Origin of the sequence: Streptomyces sp. CRCS-T-1, assembly GCF_024442335.1 — a bacterium.
Classification (GTDB): domain Bacteria; phylum Actinomycetota; class Actinomycetes; order Streptomycetales; family Streptomycetaceae; genus Streptomyces; species Streptomyces koelreuteriae.
Genome location: NZ_CP101651.1, coordinates 7,458,066 through 7,474,510 on the forward strand (window position 1 = coordinate 7,458,066; position 16,445 = coordinate 7,474,510).

A 16,445-nucleotide genomic window follows, 5' to 3' on the forward strand; every position below is an offset into this window, starting at 1 on the left:
GAGAACGTGGTGACCCATCCCGGTAAGGGGCTGCACGGCCAGGCCGTGGAGGAGCTGGGCCGGCGCATCATCCGCGGCGACTACCCTCCGGGCTCCGTGGTGGACCCGGTCGGACTGGAGACGGAACTCGGGGTCAGCAAGACCGTGGTCCGCGAGGCGATGCGGGTGCTGGCGTCCAAGGGCCTGCTGGAGTCGAAGCAGAAGCGCGGTACGACCATCCGGCCCCGGGCCGACTGGAACCTGCTCGACAGTGATCTGCTGCGCTGGCAGGGCAGCAGCGCTCCGACGGAGGGCTTCCTGGAGGACCTCGCCGAGGTCCGCGCGATCGTCGAGCCCGCCGGGGCCCGGCTCGCCGCGGGCCGCCGCACCGACGCCGACCTGGACGCGATGCGGCGGGCGCTGGACGCGATGGCGGCGGCGGGGACGGACGCGGACGCCATGGTCGAGGCGGACCTGGCCTTCCACCGTGCCCTGCTGGATGCCGCGCACAACGAACTCCTGAGCCGCATGGAGGTCGTCATCGAGGCCGGGCTGCGCGTCCGCGACCGGATCGTGCACGGCGCCCGGCACTTCTCCGACTCCATACCCGTGCACCGGGAACTGCTGGACGCGGTCGAGGCGGGCGACCCGGACGCCGCCGTGGCCGCCGTCGCATCACTCCTGGCCCAGGCGTCCCAGGACCTGGCGGCCGTGCAGTCGCAGGACACCTTCGACGAAGCCGACACCGACGCCGTGCCGGAGGAAACTCCTTGAAGATAACCGGACTTGAGACGTTCCTGGTCGCCCCGCGCTGGCTGTTCCTGCGCATCGCCACCGACGAGGGCATCACCGGCTGGGGCGAGCCCGTGGTCGAGGGACGCGCCGACACCGTGCGCGCCGCCGTCCACGAGCTGGCCGACTACCTCGTCGGCCGCGACCCGCTGCGTATCGAGGACCACTGGCAGGTTCTCACCAAGGGCGGCTTCTACCGTGGCGGGCCCATCCTCTCCAGCGCCGTCGCCGGCATCGACCAGGCCCTGTGGGACATCGCCGGCAAGACCTACGGCGCTCCCGTGCACCGTCTCCTCGGCGGCCCGGTGCGGGACCGCGTGCGGATGTACGCCTGGATCGGGGGCGACCGGCCGAGTGACGTGGCGGAGCTGGCCGAGGAGCAGATGAAGGCGGGCTTCACCGCCGTGAAGATGAACGCCTCGGCCGAACTCGCCCCGATCGACACCCCGGCCCGCACCGCCGAGGTCGTCGAACGCGTCGCGGCCGTCCGCGAGGTGCTCGGCGACGAGTGGGACATCGCCGTCGACTTCCACGGCCGTGTCTCCACCGCCATGTCACGCCGTCTGCTGCCCCTCCTCGAACCCCTGCACCCGCTGTTCGTCGAGGAACCCGTCCTGCCGGAACACTCGGGCCACCTGCGCAGCCTCGTCGAGTCCACGAGCATCCCGCTCGCGACCGGCGAACGCCTCTACTCCCGCTGGGACTTCCGCGAGGTACTGGCCAGCGGCATCGCCGTCGCCCAGCCCGACCTGTCGCACGCCGGCGGCATCTCCGAGGTCCGCCGCATCGCGGCCATGGCCGAGACGCACGACGTCGCCATGGCTCCGCACTGCCCCCTCGGCCCGATCGCCCTGGCCGCGAGTCTGCAGATCGCCTTCTCCGTGCCGAACTTCCTCATCCAGGAGCAGAGCATGGGCATCCACTACAACCAGCAGTGCGACCTGCTGGAGTACGTGATGGACCCCGAGCCCTTCCGCTTCGAGGACGGCTACGCCGCCCGGGGGTCCCGCCCCGGGCTCGGCGTCGAGATCGACGAGAAGGCCGTACGCCGCGCCGCCGAGACCGGGCACCGCTGGCGCAACCCCGTATGGCGGGGCGCCGACGGGGCGTTCACCGAATGGTGAAGCCCCGCCTTGAACTTCGCACCGCAGGAGAACCTCACACCGTGAACCTCGTGGAAGCACTCCGAAAGCATCGCCTGCTGGCAATCGTGCGCGGCAACGACCCTGGCGCCGCCCTGCGCACCGTACGCACCCTCGTCGAGGAGGGCATCGAGGCCGTCGAGGTCTCCCTGACCACCACCGACGCCCTGGCGGTGATCAAGCAGGCGCGCGCCGAACTCGGTCCGGACGCGCTGATCGGCGCCGGAACCGTGCGCACGGTCGCCGACGCCGAACGCGCCGTGGACGCCGGCGCCTCGTACCTCGTCACGCCGGCACTCGTCGACGGCCTGGGATCGAGCGAGGTCAGCGACGTACCCGTGCTGATGGGCGCCCTGACGCCGAGCGAGATCGAAGCCGCCCTCGCCCGAGGAGCCGACGCGATCAAGCTCTTCCCCGGCTCCCTCGGCGGACCGGACTATCTTCGGGCCCTGCGCGACCCGTTCCCAGACGTGCCCTTTGTGCCTGTCGGAGGAGTGGACGCTTCGGCAGCACGTGCCTATCTCGACCTGGGTGCGGTCGCCGTCGGTGTGGGCTCGCCCCTCGTCGGGGACGCAGGCAACGGCGGCGACCTGGGCCGACTCCGGGTCCGTGCAGCCGAGTTCCGCAAGGTGATAGCGGGGGAGACGCCATGACGGCACCGGCCGACGGCGCCGCACCGGACGTCGTGACCTTCGGCGAGACGATGGCCGCGCTACGAGCCGGCGGCGCACTGCGGCTGGGCGGCAGCCTCGGACTGTCCATCGCGGGAGCCGAATCCAACGTCGCCATCGGCCTCGCCCGGCTCGGACACCGGGTGCGATGGGCCGGCCGGGTCGGTGCCGACGAACTCGGCGCGCTGGTGCTGCGCACACTCCGCGCCGAGAACATCGACGTCGGCCACGCGGTGACCGATGACACCGGCCGCCCCACGGGACTGCTGCTGACCGAACCCCGCCTGGGCACCTTGACCCGCGTCAGCTACTACCGCGCCGGCTCCGCGGGGTCGGCCGTGTCACCGGCCGACGTGTTGCCCACGCTGACCCCCGGTACCCGTGTCCTGCACCTGACCGGTATCACGCCCGCGCTCAGCCCGTCGGCCGCCGAGGCCGCAGTGGCCGCCGCCACGGCAGCCCGTGAGGCGGGCATCACCGTGTGCCTCGACGTCAACTACCGGTCGCGGCTGTGGACCGCCGACCGTGCCCGCACGGCTCTGAGGCCACTCCTGGCCCGCACCGACCTGCTCATCGCCTCTGAGGACGAACTGTCGCCGGCACTGGAGCAACCCGCCGCGGACGAATCCGAGGGTGTGCGCAGGCTCTTGGACGAAGGTGTCACCGAGGTGGTCATCAAGCGCGGCGCGCGCGGAGCGACCGCCTACACCGCCCACGAGACAGCTGACTGCGCGGCGCGGATGGTGGATGCGGTCGACCTGGTCGGCGCGGGCGATGCCTTCGTGGCCGGATACCTGTCGGGACATCTCGAAGGCTCCACCGTCCCGGCCCGCCTGCACCGGGCCGTCACCACCGCGGCCTTCGCCGTCGCCACCCGGGGCGACTGGGAGGGCCTGCCGACGCGGGACGAACTCGGCCTGCTCGACGAGCCGGACGGCACCACCATCCGCTGACGGAGGAGAGCGACCATGGCAGCTGCCGCAGAGGCGACGACGACGGTCACCGTCCAGGGCGATTACGAACTCGCCGAAGGGGGACGCCGGGTCGGCGACCGGTACGTGTACGTGGACATTCTGAGCGGCCGGCTCTTCGAACTGCGCGACGGAGCGGGCCAGGTACCGCGCCAACTGGCCCGGCTGGACGTGCCCCTTGGCGCGGTCGCCCCGGTACGCCACCGGCCGGACGCATGGATCGCCGCCGCGGGCACCGGGATCGCACTGCTCAGCGCCGACGGCGCGGTGGAATGGCTGGACCGTCCCGAGGACCGCACCCCTCTCCCCAGCCGGATGAACGACGGCGTCGCGGATCCCGCCGGTCGCTTCTGGGCCGGCAGCATGGCCTACGACGGCACCCCCGGCGCGGGTTCGCTGTACCGCACGGATCACGACGGTACGGTCGTCCGGGTGCTGGACGGCCTGACCATCGTCAACGGCCCGGCGTTCACGGCCGACGGCAGGACCCTGTACCTCGCGGACACCGCCGCCGGAATCATCCACCGCTGCCGGGTCGACCCTGCGACGGGTGACCTCACCGGCCCGGAGACCTTCGTCCGCTTCCGTGGAGAAGAGGGCAGCCCCGACGGCATGACCGTCGACGACGAGGACTGCCTGTGGGTCGCGATGTGGGGCGGTGGCGCGGTCCGCCGCTACGATCCCACCGGCCGTCTGCTCCACACCCTGACCTTGCCCGCTCCTCAACCCACCTCCGTATGCCTGCACCCCTCGGACCTCCGCATCCTGATCACCACGGCCCAGCACGGGCTGAAGGACCCGACGCCGGCTTCGGGAGCGGTGCTCAGCGCTCCCGCACCAGCCAAGGGTCGGGATGCCTGTTCCTGGCACGGGGAGATCCCGGCCTCGCGATAGGGACCCACGGCGTACAGCGCGGAGGCTGCGAGTTGAGGTCGCTCGGTTTCCGGATGTCGAGATGGGCCAGCTTCACCCGCTTGCTTCGAGCTTTCCGCTCCATGCCGACCGGATGTTGCAGGCCATGCACCGATACTCTTCCGCCTGCCTTTGCTTGACCAGAACGCAGAGGTCCTCGGCCATGCCGGAGAACCCCTCGACACATGAAGAAGAGTCTCTGGAACCCGGACGGTTCGCCGACTCCGCCGTGCTGTTGGCGGACTACTTCAGGGTCCCCGAGGAATCGACCCCACCGGCAAGACCGACTACACCTGGGACAAGGCCGGCCGCCTGGACTACCTGACCGCCCCGGACGGCAAGAAGACCGACTTCGACTACAACGACAACGACAAGCGCACCAAGACCGTCTACCCCGGCGGCACCACACAGTCGCTCACGATCGACGACAACGGCCGCCCCGAAGCCATCAAGACCACCTCGGGTACGACCGCGCTGATCGACCTGTCGTACAGCTACAAGAACACCGCGGGCAAGGACACCACCAAGATCCGCACCCGCACCGACAACCTCACCAAGTACAAGACCACCTACGACTACGACTCCCAGGACCGGCTGCGCTACGCCCTGGAGGCCGACTCAGCGGGTGCCCGCAAGGCGTCGTGGCTGTACTGCTGGGACAAGGCCGGCAACCTCACCTCCCAGGACGGCAGTAAGAGCGCCTGCCCCCGCGGCACGACGTACACCTACGACAACGCCTCGGAACTCACCGGCAGGAACGGCTCCACCACGGGCTGGTCCTACGACAAGCTCGGCAACGAGACCGCCGCGGCGAGCGGCACCGCCCGCACAGGCGAGTCCTGGACCGACTACAGCCAACTGTCCGGCATCACCGCAGGCGGCAAGACCTACGACCTGGTCCACGCGGCACCTGCAACTCCGAGCGCACCAAGCTGGGTTCGACCTGGTTCCACCACACCGCGCGGGGTCTGGCGTCCACGACCACGAACGGCGTCGACACCGGATTCATCCGCGAACCGGCGGGCACCTTGAACTCCATGACGACTGGGGGGAAGTCCTCCTACTACCTCACCGACGCCACGGGCAACGTCCTCGGCCTCGTCGACGATGCGGGCAAGCGCACCCACACCTACGCTTACGGCCCCACCGGCCTGCCCCGCGGCACCACCACCGAGGCCACCCCCCAGCCGCACCGCTACACCGGCGCCTACCTCGACCCGACCGGCCTGTACAAGATGGGCCACCGCTACTACGACCCCACCCTCGGCCGCTTCACCCAGCCCGACCCCTCCGGCCAGGAGAAGAACCCGTACCTCTACGCCGCCGGCGACTTCATCAACAACAGCGATCCCACAGGACTCTTCAGCCTGTCCGACGCTCTCGATACAGGGGAGAAGATCTTCAGCGCTGCCACAGGATGTCTTGCTGGAGTCGGGGCTGCGGGTGAATCCGGAATTCTCACAGCGGCGACGGGCTTCTTCGGAGCGCCAGGTGGTGTGGCGGCCGGGGTCCTCGCCTGTGGCGCGGGTGCAGGGGCAGCCTTGATTGGGGCAGACATCATCTCCTATGGGTAACAAGCGCATGAGAGGAATCAAGGCTTAAGGCAACAGGAGCCACAGGGAGCGTCGTCGAGCGGTGGCTCCGTCTCCGGACTGTCCTCGACGGCGCTTCTGGCGCAAGCCGTTCGTCACGGAACGTAGAAGAGAAGGGTGCCATGTCCATCAGCCCGGCCAAGAAGTTGACAATATTCGTAGTAATCGGCACCGCCTTTGGACTGTTCTGCATCATCCTGGGCGTCCTCAATCAGAACTATGTACTAGTGGGCGCCGGAATTCTTGCCGCTCTCGGAGGGCTGGCACTGACCACCATGGCCATTTCCCGCCATAGGCAGAGAAGGTGAGAGCGAGTTGGTAGTGGTCGGTAACGGCTGACTCCCGACCCATCAGCTGGCCGCGAATTCGGATAGGGCTCTGGGATACGCGGGAGGGACGCGTCGTTGAGCAATGCGATCAGGAGAGTACGAATCTTTCCCGCAATTTCGATCACCGGCGGAATATGTGCGTGCGTTGCTGGATCACTCACTGAGCCCTTTCCAACCTCAGGTTGAGGCGTGACGAAGGGCGGGGATGGTCTTCACGATGGCGGTGACTCGGTTGGTGCTACAGCGGAGTTTCCGCGCGAGGTGCCAGCCCTTCAGAGCGGCCATGGCTTGCTCGCCGAGGCAACGGATCCGGGCGTGGGTGCTGTTGTGCCGACGTTGTCGCAGCTTGATACGCAGGCCGCGGAAGTGCGCCCGGGTGGTGCCGCCGGCGCCTTGATACGCCTTGTCCGTCCAGCACTTCACCTCCGCGTCGCGGGTGGTGTAGTCACCGACAGCACCGGTGTCGTGGCGAGCGCCGGGAACGGTGGGTGAGGCCGACAGCAGTCGGCCTGCCGCATCGGCGATGGCCTACCACGCCGGGTTCGTCGGACATGGCGGCGCCGACCCGGTTGGGAGCTATAGGGGAGCTGCGCACCGGCCGGTGACCGGTCGGTGCGGGCTCGGTCTACCGGTTCGCGGCTTCGCGAGAGGCGATCCGGTTCTTGCGACCGACCGCGCGGCCCACCGCGTTGCGCACCGCGAGGCCCGGCCGGGTGCGGGGCACCATGAGCCTGGAGAGCAGACCGACGCGTCGCTGCCGCGGGCCTACCTCACGGCGGAGCCGCGACTCGTAGGCGGCGAAGGCGCGGGCGTGGTCACCGGGATGGGCAGCGAGCTCTTCTGCGAGGGCGTACGCGCCCGTCATCGCCATGCTGGACCCGTCGCCCAGTAGGGCTGTCGCCGCCGCGTCTCCGAGCAGTACGACCCGTCCGCGGGACCACGAGGGCACCCGGATGGTGGTCAGGGGGTCGAAGAACGGAGCTGGGTGGTCGAGGAACGCCGCCACGAGTTCTGGTGCCCGCCACCGCACGTCGGCGTAGGCGTCGGCCACGGTCTGCTTGTGAAGGGCGATGTTCTTGCGGTCGTGGGGCGCCGGCTGTGCGGCCCGGAAGGTGAAGATCGCGAGCGGGGTGGTCCGCGAGGGGTGGACGACCAGCATCCGGTTCGGCACGGTCAGCATCGTCATCTCGCTCGGGTCCTCGATGGCGTCGGGTTCCAGCGGGACGGTCGCGCCGTACAGGCCCAGGTCGCTCGCGAACTGCCGCTCGGGTCCGAATACCAGGCGCCGTACGGTGGAGTGCATCCCGTCGGCGCCGATGACCAAGTCGAAGCGCCGTGGCGCGGACCGCCGGAAGGTGACGTCCACCCCGCCTTCATCCTGGTCGAGAGCGGTGACCGTGTCGTCGAACAGGAACTCGGCCTCGGTCTGCGCCGACCGGTGGAGCAGCTCAGACAGGTCGGATCGGGTCACCTCGACCGTCGGCGCCTTGTCCGAGGTGAGCGGGAGTTGCAGGATTCGCCTGCCGCCGGGGTCGAGCAGGGTCAGCGACCGATTGCGGGTGGCGAGCTCGCGGAGCTGCGGGAGGATGCCCATGCGCTCGGCGACCGGGATCGCGGGCCCCTTCACGACGATCGCGCTACCACCGGAGCGCAGCTGCCGGGCGTGTTCGACGACTGTCGGCCGGAATCCATTCCGGGAGAGCCAGTAGGCGAGTGCGGGCCCTGCGATTCCGGCACCGACTATCAGCACCTCGGGCTTCTTCATGACGATGACCTCTCGGAGTGTCGATGACCAGGTGCCCGGCGAGTGCCGGGCCGGGTCTGAGGGAGCGGCGGCACGGGGCGGTGCAACCGGACCAAGGTACGATCAATTTCGTACCTCATCAGAGAAGCGCGTCCTTCAGGTACGATGCAAGTCATACCTGAAGGGGGTGCCGCGTGGCCGGGAGGAACCTGGTCGGCCCGGAGGCCGATGCGCTCGATCTGGGTGCGGTGTTTCGTGCCCTCGCCGACGAGCACCGTCGTTCGGTGATGACGCAGTTGTCCGCCGACCGCAGCGACAGCGAGCGGGGCTGCAACTCGTTCGATCTTCCGATCTCGAAGCAGACCCAGACCCACCACTTCCGGGTCCTGCGCGAGGCAGGTCTCATTGACGAGATCGACTACGGCAACCGCAAGGGCATCCGACTACGACGCGCGGACATCGAGAAGAGATTCCCCGGGCTGCTCACGCTCCTGGGTGCAGAGTCCCCGGGCGGTACTGCTCCTCGCTGAACACAGCTGAGCACACCGGAAGGAGTCCGAGTCGGCCCTGAGCCGCGAGCTCGACCGGATCCAGCCCGCGCCCGGCTCGCAGGCAGCCGAGTACGACGCGGACACGAATGGATCGGTGTCGCTTCGACCACCGTCCCGCGCTCGTGATCGGCGCCGGACTCTTCCGCATACTCCCTCACGCCCACACCCACTGAGGTTTCCTCAACCTGCGTGCGGAGCAGGGCCACTGGGGGGGGAGGGCGAGGCCCGGGCGTAGAGAAGCTCCTGGTAGAGGGGTGCGTGTCGAGTCCAAGCCATCCTGCCAGGAGCTTTCCGCACGCTCGTCTACCCAGCCGGGGTCGATCTGCCCACCTCCGCTCTGCGCTTCCTCGCCCGTGAGTTGACCGCACGTCGTCTTGCGCAAGGGACACGATGTCGCCGGCCGGCCGCCGGACGGCAGGCGCTGCTCGTGCTGGCTCATCTACGATGCGGCCATACCTACGCCCAGCTCGCCGCCGGGTTCGGCGTGGGCACCACCACCGCCTACCGGTACATCGCCGAGGCCGTCGACATCCTGGCCGCTCTGGCTCCAACCCTCGCCGAGGCGGTGAGGACAGCCTCCGGCAAGGCGTTCGTGATCCTGGACGGCACGTTGCTGCCGATCGGCCGGATCGCCGCCGACCGACCCTTCTACTCCGGGAAACATAAGAAGCACGGCATGAACGTGCAGGTGATCGCCGACCCGGCGGGACGGTTGCTGTGGCCTCGCCCGCGCTGCCGGGATCTGTCCACGACATCAAGGCCGCGCGAACCCACGGCATCATCGGTGCCCTGGCGGAGGCCGGGGTGGATTGCTGGGCCGACAAGGGCTACCGGGGCGCCGGCGGCACCGTGCGAGTTCCCTACTGGGGGCGCTGGGAGACTCTCTCCCCTGGTCAGCGGGCCGTCAACTGCTCACACGCGAAGGTCCGTGCCCTCGTCGAACAGGCCATGGCCACCCTCAAAACCTGGCGACTCATGCGCAAACTGCGATGCTCTACCAGCCGTATCACCAGCCTCGTCCAGGCCGTCCTCACCCTGCACCTGACATGCACAAACTGAGGTTGGAAAAGGCTCACTGGCGACACCGTGCCGATTGTGCTCGGAGTAATCGCAGCGGCAGGTGGAGTGATTCTGGCGGTCTTCGCCTTCTCAGCCCATCGGAAGACCCGCTCCTGACACAAGACTTACAGATCAAGACGGCAGGTGCGAGCACCACCGCCCGCACGAACGAGACGTGGACGGACTGCAACCAGCTCTCCGCACGGACAACTCCGAGCGCACCAAGCTGGGTTCGACCTGGTTCCACCACACCGCACTCGGCCTGACCTCCACGACCACCAACGACGTCGACACCGGGTTCATTCACGAACCGGAGGGCACGCTGAACTCCATCACCGGCAAGCTCGGGCGGCGTCAGCATCGTCTGGCGCTGCCCTGGCTCCTGACTGCCGGACTCCGGCAGGGGGCTCCACTGCGCGGTTCCTCTCACTCCCTGAACCTCCCTGGCCTCGCGGCCGACGCTGATCCCCGGGTGCGGGCGGCGGCCTGTGCCCGGTGGGAGGGCCTCGCTGCGCCGCTGCGGGAGCGGCTGCTGGCCGACACCGACGACGTGGTGCGAACGGCTGCGCTGCTCGCCCACCACGTCGGCGTACCCATGCCTCGCGAGGTTTTCGCCGCCCTGCCCGACCGGCGGCGGGCGCTCGAACGGTGCCGCCTCGCGCCCGAGCTGGAGGCGGAGCTCGTCCGGGACGGGGACGCGGAGGTGCGTCGGGCGTTGGCCGCCAAACCCGTGCCTGTGCCAGCACGGCGTTGCCGTGCTGGCACAGGACCCGCAGGACGACATCCGCTCCGCGGTGGCGCTGCGCCCCGACCTCACCGAGGAACAACGTGCCGCGATGCACTACGACTTCGACGCCACGTCGATGTCGCACACCCTGCCCTGGGTCGAGAACCTCCACGGCGACGCCGACGCGATGCGCCGTCTGGCCGCGTCGTCCCACCCGCTGGTCCGCCGCAGTGTGGCCCGGGCCCGGCACCTCCCACCGGATGTCGTGGCGCGCCTGACGCGGGACGAGGACCGGGCGGTCCGCCTGTTCCTCGCCGAATCGTGCGAGGACGCGCCGGCCGACATGCTGCTGGAGGTCTGGCGCTGGTGGGACGGCAGCTTCAGCCACCCCGGCCGGCCCCGCAACCACCCCAACTTCCCCCGTGTGGGCCTGCTGCGCTACACCGACGACCCCAGCGGGCGGATGCGCCGCCTGGCTCTGGACGATACGGAGTCGACACCGGCCGACGTCGCACGCCTGGCACGGGATCCCGAAGCCGAGGTGCGCCGCCGCGCGGCTGAGGACCCCCGGCTGTCACCGGCCGACGCGGTGCGGCTGCTGAACGACCCGGAGGCTTACGTCCGCGACACCGCGGTGCGCAGTCCGCGGCTGCCAGCCCGCGTCCTGGCCGGGCTGCTGCACGACCGCGACACGGCATCCGCAGCGGTCACCAACCCGGCGATCCCGGTCCCTGTCCTGCACTGCATCCTGGCCGCGGCCGCGGCCAGGATGCGGCCGCGGCAGCCCGGCGCTGAACGCCGACGCTCCGCACGGAGGCCGTGGCGGTCCGACGCTGAACTCCGGCACGCCCACCGGCTTCCTGCTGCGCACGGTCATCACGTCCTGACAGCGCCGCAGATACGCGTTGTGCAGCCAGAAGGCGATCCCGTTGACAGCGCACGGGGCGCGGTCAGCCTCGTGATGGAGAACGTGTCCCACGAGAAGGGGGCCGTGACAGCAGGCTAGTAGTTGCGACCGTGCCTACCTGTGCACGTGGAAGCGCAGCATGGTGACCCCGCCCGACTGGACGTTGCTGAACGGTTCCAGGTCGATCCGGTCGAGGCCCGGCGGTGCGAAGCGGACGCCGTCGCCGAGCAGCACTGGCAGCACGTACACGAGGATCTCGTCGACGAGGCCGCGCTGCAGGCACTGGGCGGCCACGTCGGCTCCGAGAATCTCCAGGTTCTTGTCGCCGGCGGCGCGGCGTGCCGTGGCCACGGCTTCCTCGATGTCGCAGGTGAGGAAGATGACGTTGGGGTCCGGCTCGTCGGGCGGGCGGTGAGTGAGGACGAAATGCGCCCCGCCGTCGTAGTCGGTGTTCTCGTCGGACATGCGCTTGCCGACCTCGAACGTGCCCCGGCCGATGAGCATGGCGCCCGTGGCCGCCATGACCTCCGGGAATGTCGCCGACGTCATGTGCTCGAAGATCCAGTCCATCGTGTGGCCGGGACCGGCGATGAACCCATCGAGGGACATCACCCTGTTCACGACCACTTTGCCGCTGCTCGCATCCGTCATGCGTCCTCTCCAAGCATGTGGAGGGCCGGGATCGCATCATAGGTCGGTGAGCAACATCTTCTCCGGCGGTAGCCACGACCTGGATCTGTCCAATGGCGCCACCGCGGTGTTCATCGACGTGCTGATGCTGGCCGTGTCTGATCTCGCTTCCGAGGACTGGGACTTCCGCTTCGCGGCGCTGCTGACCCTGCAGGACCAGAACGTCATGGGGCGCGGTGCCGTCGGGTTCGACCTGGCGGAGTTCGACTGGGGTGCGACGGAGCGGGAACGCGCCCGCGCGAAGGACTTCGTGCTGCGTGCCACAGCACTCGCGGCGAGCGGACATCGCTGGAGCGAGTTGGGCTACCACCCGCCCCGCGTGCATGACTACCTGCACCGCTTCGCAACCTTGGTGGAGTCCTGCACCCCGCCCGCCGACAGCAGCGCCGCTCGTGGCTTCCCTGGCCCGGACGAGGCCGCGATGGCCTCGTGCGTGCGGCACCGCGTCCTCAGCGCGCTCCCGCTCTGGGACGGCTGCTTCCTCTGCAATCGGCCGTACTACTAGCTCGGCTCGATTCCACCTAAGGAGGTCCGTTCCCGTCGACTTCGGCATCCCCTGGCGGACGGTCTACGGATTGTTCCAGCGATGGCGGGCGAACGGAACAATGGCCCGTATCCATGCCGAGCTGCACGATGATCCGAACCCACGACGGCCTCAATCCCGGCACCGTCGCGGTGATCCTGGACTCCCAGTCCGTAGAGGGCGCCGGGACGGTGGGCCAGGACAGCCGCGGCTTCGACGGCGGGAAGCTGGACTGCAACCTCCGCCAGTGCGGTGGCGTCGATGCTGAGACAGGATCCGGAGTGTGTGACGTCGCGCGGAGCGCTTGCGCTGGTGAGTAGGGTCGGGGTTGTCCTTGCGGAGGTTGGCGGACACCAATAGGGACAATCCCAACCGTCAGGTGCGGTTGAGTTTCCTCGGATGACCTAGGCCGTTTCTTCTGGATCCTCGGGCGGACCAGATGAAGACGGCCGCGATGGGCAGTGCGGCCAGGTAGACGGTGGCGGTCTTCTCGAAGGCTGGCGGCCTGCCTTTGGACCGGCCCGCTGTTTGCGTTTGGCGATCATCGTCGAGATCGACGGCCTCCGGGTCGCGCAGGGCTGCAGCAGCCAGAGGCCAAGAGCCCTCCGAGGCGCGGGCATCATGCCCGCCCCGAGGGGCTGATCCTCCAGATGCCGACGGCGAGGGCGAGTCGTTGTCGGGTGCGGGCGAAGACTCCTGCTGGTGTTCGGCCGCCGTGCTGTTCGAGCATGGTCGCGGTCGGCAGAGCATCGGATTCATTCATCTGGGCCGGGCGGCGCCGAGCGCTGCCTGTCGACGGGCGGCGTGAGCGAGTACGCGTTGAGGGACAAGGCTCCTGCCTCCGCGCCAGCGCGAAACTCGGTGGAGCGAAATGTTCAACTGACCTGCGCTGATTGACAGTTCGGCCCACCTCCACGGGTAAAGCATGGGTAAAGCTGCGGGATCCCCTGCCCGACTGCCAGTCCTCCTCTGTGGAAACTGCCAGAACGCGCGGGCAGGGGAAGGGCGCTGGGGATCCTGCGACCCTCTCCCACGCACTGCGCGCGAACTACAAGGAACCCCACACATGAAGCTCCCCAAGTTGGCGCTCGCCACGGCTCTGGGCGTCGGCCTCCTCGCCTCCGGTCTGTCCATCGCATCCGCGTCCCCCGACACGTCGGGTGACGGATCCGGGCAGCCGGCGGCGACCGACCTCTACACCGCGGGCAAGGACGACAAGGCCGACACCGACGCGTTCATCCAGGCCGTGCTGAAGTCAGCCCTGGCGAAGAAGGAGAACACGACGAAGAGCACGGCCGCCGCCGTCACCGTCACCTACAGCGCCAAGGACGCCCCGCACTTCCGCAAGCAGATCAAGCGCAGCGCCGCAATATGGAACGCGGCCGTGGACAACGTGGAGCTGAAGGAGGGCAGCAATCCTGACTTCACCTACCGCGAGGGCAATGACCCCCAGGGGTCGCACGCGAGGGTCGAAGGCAACGGCAAGGGCTACATCTTCCTGGACTTCGAGCAGACCAAGGAGTTCAGCTCCACCCGGGTCACCTCGCACGAGACCGGTCACATCCTTGGTCTGCCGGACAACCGCACAGGCCAGTGCTCGGATCTGATGTCCGGCGGCTCCGCGCCGGCCGACTGCAAGAACGCGAAGCCCAGCGCGGAGGAGGCCGACGAGGTCGACCGGCAGTGGGCCCAGGGCCAGAACGAGTGGGAGCAGTGGCTCGCCGCAACTGACCGCTGATCCAGGGGATCCGGCGTTGCCGGCCACCGAGGAGCGCACCTAGTCCGGCGCGCGTAGCGCAGGCCGGGCCCCGCCCCTCGGACGGCCGGCCGATCCTTCAGCCGGCGTGACCTGTTCCGGTGCAGTCGGCCGACGTGTGGCCGGCGGTGCCGGAACAGGTCCCCGTCCACGACGAGAAGAGCCGTCGGCAAGTGCCGACGAGCGCGAGATCGCCGTGGGGGTGCCCACGGTATGGTTCGGGACTCTTGCAGTGGCTGTCCTGCTCCGAGCCTGCCGCGCAGAGCCCTCATTCGCGCACAGTGACGTCCACGCCCGATGCGTCCAGCCGTACCCCGATCCCGGCTCGACCGCTCCAGTGGACCTCGAGCCCGCCGACGCCGTCCGCTCGCACGGACACCAGCTCGGTCAGCGGCAGCGGCAGCGGCAACGGCAACGGATGCGGCAACGGATCCGGATCGGCGGTCAGTCGGGCCAAAGCGACGAACAGGGCGTCCCCCTTCCCTGTGACCCCCTCGACCCCCGTGACCCCTTCGACCCCTGCGAGGGTGCCGGTCAGGCCGATAGCAGGCACAAGCTCGGCCCTGAAACCCTCCCGCGGCGCCCATCCCGTAAGCCGCACCCGCGTACCCGGCGGCGCACCGGCGACAAGAAAGGCCCGTACCTCCACCGCCCCCTCGGCGAGGACCACGCTGGTCACGGTGATGCCGTCGCGCACGGTGTGCCGGGAGGCGATCCACCCCTCACCCGTGCCGAGCGGCTCGATCTCCGTCCGGGTGGCGTCCCCGCCGACGAACACGCTGTTGTCGTACGACGGTGCCGGCACGGTCGCGGTCGAGTAGGCCAGACGGGTGTACAACGCCGCGTAGCGGGTGTCCTCGCTGCCGTGGTTGTGCAGCCGTACCAGGCCGTCCGAACAGGTCGACACCAGCAGCCAGTTGGGCGCGGGCAGGGACGTGACCCGGTCGGCACGCTCGACCTGGGCCTGCTGTTCCGGTGCCGTCCACACCTCGTGGTCCGGCGGCAGCAGCAAGCCGAGGAAGCCCTTGCTCGCCCAGTAGGGGGAGGCCGGGCCCGAGTAGGTCTGTACGAGCGACTCGTCGGGACCGAGCCAGCCGAGTGGCAGGAGACCTCGCTCGTCGACCGCCCCGCCGTCCAGGAAGTACCGCAGGGCGCCGGAGCCCAGTCGTCGTGTCTCGCCCGGGGACAGCGGAGTGTGCCCGGTCAGCGCGCCGAGCCAGAGCGGGGCCGTCGTGGCGAAGCGATAGGTCAGGGAACGGCCCTGGAACACGGGGGCGCCGTCGCCGCCGAAGAGCCGGGCGTAGTCCTCGAGGTGCTGGGACAGCCGTCCGCCGTACAGGGAGAGCAGTGCGCTGTCGTCGGCCAGCCATGCGTGCAGGACCGGGTACAGGTGCATGGCCCAGCCGTTGTAGTAGTCGAACTTCCGGCCGTCGCCGTCCGTGTACCAGCCGTCGCCCCGGTACCAGTCCTCGATGCGTTCCAGGCCCCGATCGATCGCCCGGCGCGCCGCGTCCGGCCGGTGGCCGATCTCCTGGAGGAAGCCGCCGACGGTGACGGGGAACAACTCCCAGTTGTTCGGCCGGGGTTCTGCGGTGAGCGCGTCCGACAGCCAGTCCGCCGTCCGCTCGCGCACCCGCTGCTCCAGGCGGTCCCACAGCAGCGGCCGGGTCAGCCGCAGGGCGAGAGCGATCGAGGCGGCTTCGACAAGCGGCTGGCTGTGGTCCTCGATCCGCGGCCATACGCCGCCGGGGCCGGTCGCGAGGCCCTCGGCGTAGCGGCCGAGAAGGGTCTCGTCCTGACGGAAGGCGGCCAGCAGCAGTGTGCGGGCGTACCCCTCCAGGCCGTCGGAGAGGCGGCCCGCCTGGCTCACATGGCTGCCGGGCAGGTGATAGAGGGCGCGGTCGGCGGTGGCGTACGGTGCCACGGCGGCGAGCAGGGCATCGGCCGCGGCCTCCCAGTGAGCACGGGTGTAGCCGGTGTACGGGCTGGACTCGCGGTCATCGGCGGGCAGTTCGATCACTGTGGTCGCATTCCTTCCGGGGTGGCGGTGGCCGTCGGGATGGTCTTGTCGTGCCGCGGTGGGACGTCTCCTCCTTTCCT

General features: G+C 69.4%; 15 protein-coding genes and 1 pseudogene. 12 read left to right on the top strand and 4 right to left on the bottom strand.

Annotation, left to right across the window (positions count from 1 at the left end):
• The first annotated feature begins 6 nt into the window (after positions 1 to 6).
• The 7 genes from NNW99_RS33875 (at position 7) to NNW99_RS33905 (ending at position 6,367) form a co-directional block, all read left to right on the top strand.
• On the top strand, positions 7 to 753 hold the full coding sequence (locus NNW99_RS33875; protein WP_215122958.1) for a FadR/GntR family transcriptional regulator: 747 nt from the start codon (positions 7 to 9) through the stop codon (positions 751 to 753).
• Positions 750 to 1,895: a galactonate dehydratase gene (dgoD, locus tag NNW99_RS33880; protein WP_215122959.1), complete on the top strand. Its 1,146-nt coding sequence runs from the start codon at positions 750 to 752 to the stop codon at positions 1,893 to 1,895. Before NNW99_RS33875 ends, dgoD begins: the two co-directional genes overlap by 4 nt.
• A gap of 41 nt (positions 1,896 to 1,936) precedes the next feature.
• Complete coding sequence (locus tag NNW99_RS33885; RefSeq protein WP_215122960.1) at positions 1,937 to 2,566, top strand: bifunctional 4-hydroxy-2-oxoglutarate aldolase/2-dehydro-3-deoxy-phosphogluconate aldolase; 630 nt, start codon at positions 1,937 to 1,939, stop codon at positions 2,564 to 2,566.
• Positions 2,563 to 3,537, top strand: a complete 975-nt coding sequence (locus NNW99_RS33890) for a sugar kinase (protein WP_215122962.1) — start codon at positions 2,563 to 2,565, stop codon at positions 3,535 to 3,537. Before NNW99_RS33885 ends, NNW99_RS33890 begins: the two co-directional genes overlap by 4 nt.
• Before the next feature lie 15 nt (positions 3,538 to 3,552).
• A complete protein-coding gene (locus NNW99_RS33895) occupies positions 3,553 to 4,449 on the top strand; it encodes an SMP-30/gluconolactonase/LRE family protein (protein WP_215122963.1) in 897 nt (298 codons plus the stop codon).
• Positions 4,450 to 5,504: 1,055 nt separating this feature from the next.
• Positions 5,505 to 6,041, top strand: a complete 537-nt coding sequence (locus tag NNW99_RS33900) for an RHS repeat-associated core domain-containing protein (protein WP_251057998.1) — start codon at positions 5,505 to 5,507, stop codon at positions 6,039 to 6,041.
• A 140-nt stretch (positions 6,042 to 6,181) separates the two neighbouring features.
• Positions 6,182 to 6,367 carry a hypothetical protein gene (locus NNW99_RS33905; RefSeq protein WP_215122964.1) on the top strand — a complete coding sequence of 62 codons (186 nt, stop codon included), beginning with the start codon at positions 6,182 to 6,184 and terminating at the stop codon, positions 6,365 to 6,367.
• Between the two features lie 198 nt (positions 6,368 to 6,565).
• Here NNW99_RS33905 and NNW99_RS33910 read toward each other — a convergent pair whose 3' ends face one another.
• On the bottom strand, positions 6,566 to 6,913 hold the full coding sequence (locus tag NNW99_RS33910) for a transposase family protein (RefSeq protein WP_215124548.1): 348 nt from the start codon (positions 6,911 to 6,913) through the stop codon (positions 6,566 to 6,568).
• A 100-nt stretch (positions 6,914 to 7,013) separates the two neighbouring features.
• Positions 7,014 to 8,153 carry an FAD-dependent monooxygenase gene (locus tag NNW99_RS33915; RefSeq protein WP_215122965.1) on the bottom strand — a complete coding sequence of 380 codons (1,140 nt, stop codon included), beginning with the start codon at positions 8,151 to 8,153 and terminating at the stop codon, positions 7,014 to 7,016.
• Between the two features lie 173 nt (positions 8,154 to 8,326).
• Here NNW99_RS33915 and NNW99_RS33920 point away from each other — a divergent pair, with 173 nt between their 5' ends.
• The 3 genes and pseudogenes from NNW99_RS33920 to NNW99_RS33930 all read left to right on the top strand — a co-directional run bounded on the left by NNW99_RS33920 (position 8,327) and on the right by NNW99_RS33930 (position 11,475).
• The gene (locus NNW99_RS33920; RefSeq protein ID WP_215122966.1) at positions 8,327 to 8,662 is read left to right on the top strand and encodes a helix-turn-helix transcriptional regulator; all 336 of its coding nucleotides are present in this window, start codon (positions 8,327 to 8,329) and stop codon (positions 8,660 to 8,662) included.
• Positions 8,663 to 8,960: 298 nt separating this feature from the next.
• Positions 8,961 to 9,742: pseudogene (locus NNW99_RS33925) on the top strand (transposase family protein).
• A gap of 755 nt (positions 9,743 to 10,497) precedes the next feature.
• Complete coding sequence (locus NNW99_RS33930; protein ID WP_251057999.1) at positions 10,498 to 11,475, top strand: hypothetical protein; 978 nt, start codon at positions 10,498 to 10,500, stop codon at positions 11,473 to 11,475.
• Between the two features lie 15 nt (positions 11,476 to 11,490).
• Here the strand turns inward: NNW99_RS33930 and NNW99_RS33935 are convergent, their stop codons facing one another.
• The gene (locus tag NNW99_RS33935) at positions 11,491 to 12,027 is read right to left on the bottom strand and encodes a dihydrofolate reductase family protein (protein WP_215122967.1); all 537 of its coding nucleotides are present in this window, start codon (positions 12,025 to 12,027) and stop codon (positions 11,491 to 11,493) included.
• A gap of 46 nt (positions 12,028 to 12,073) precedes the next feature.
• On the opposite strand from NNW99_RS33935, the gene NNW99_RS33940 reads away from it, so the two are divergent.
• Entirely contained in the window at positions 12,074 to 12,571 is a 498-nt protein-coding gene (locus NNW99_RS33940; protein WP_215122968.1) for a hypothetical protein, read from the top strand.
• Positions 12,572 to 13,655: 1,084 nt separating this feature from the next.
• On the top strand, positions 13,656 to 14,327 hold the full coding sequence (locus tag NNW99_RS33945) for a snapalysin family zinc-dependent metalloprotease (RefSeq protein ID WP_215122969.1): 672 nt from the start codon (positions 13,656 to 13,658) through the stop codon (positions 14,325 to 14,327).
• A 286-nt stretch (positions 14,328 to 14,613) separates the two neighbouring features.
• Here the strand turns inward: NNW99_RS33945 and NNW99_RS33950 are convergent, their stop codons facing one another.
• Positions 14,614 to 16,362 (bottom strand): DUF2264 domain-containing protein, encoded by a 1,749-nt coding sequence (locus NNW99_RS33950; protein ID WP_215124549.1) that lies wholly within the window; start codon positions 16,360 to 16,362, stop codon positions 14,614 to 14,616.
• Between the last annotated feature and the right edge of the window lie 83 nt (positions 16,363 to 16,445).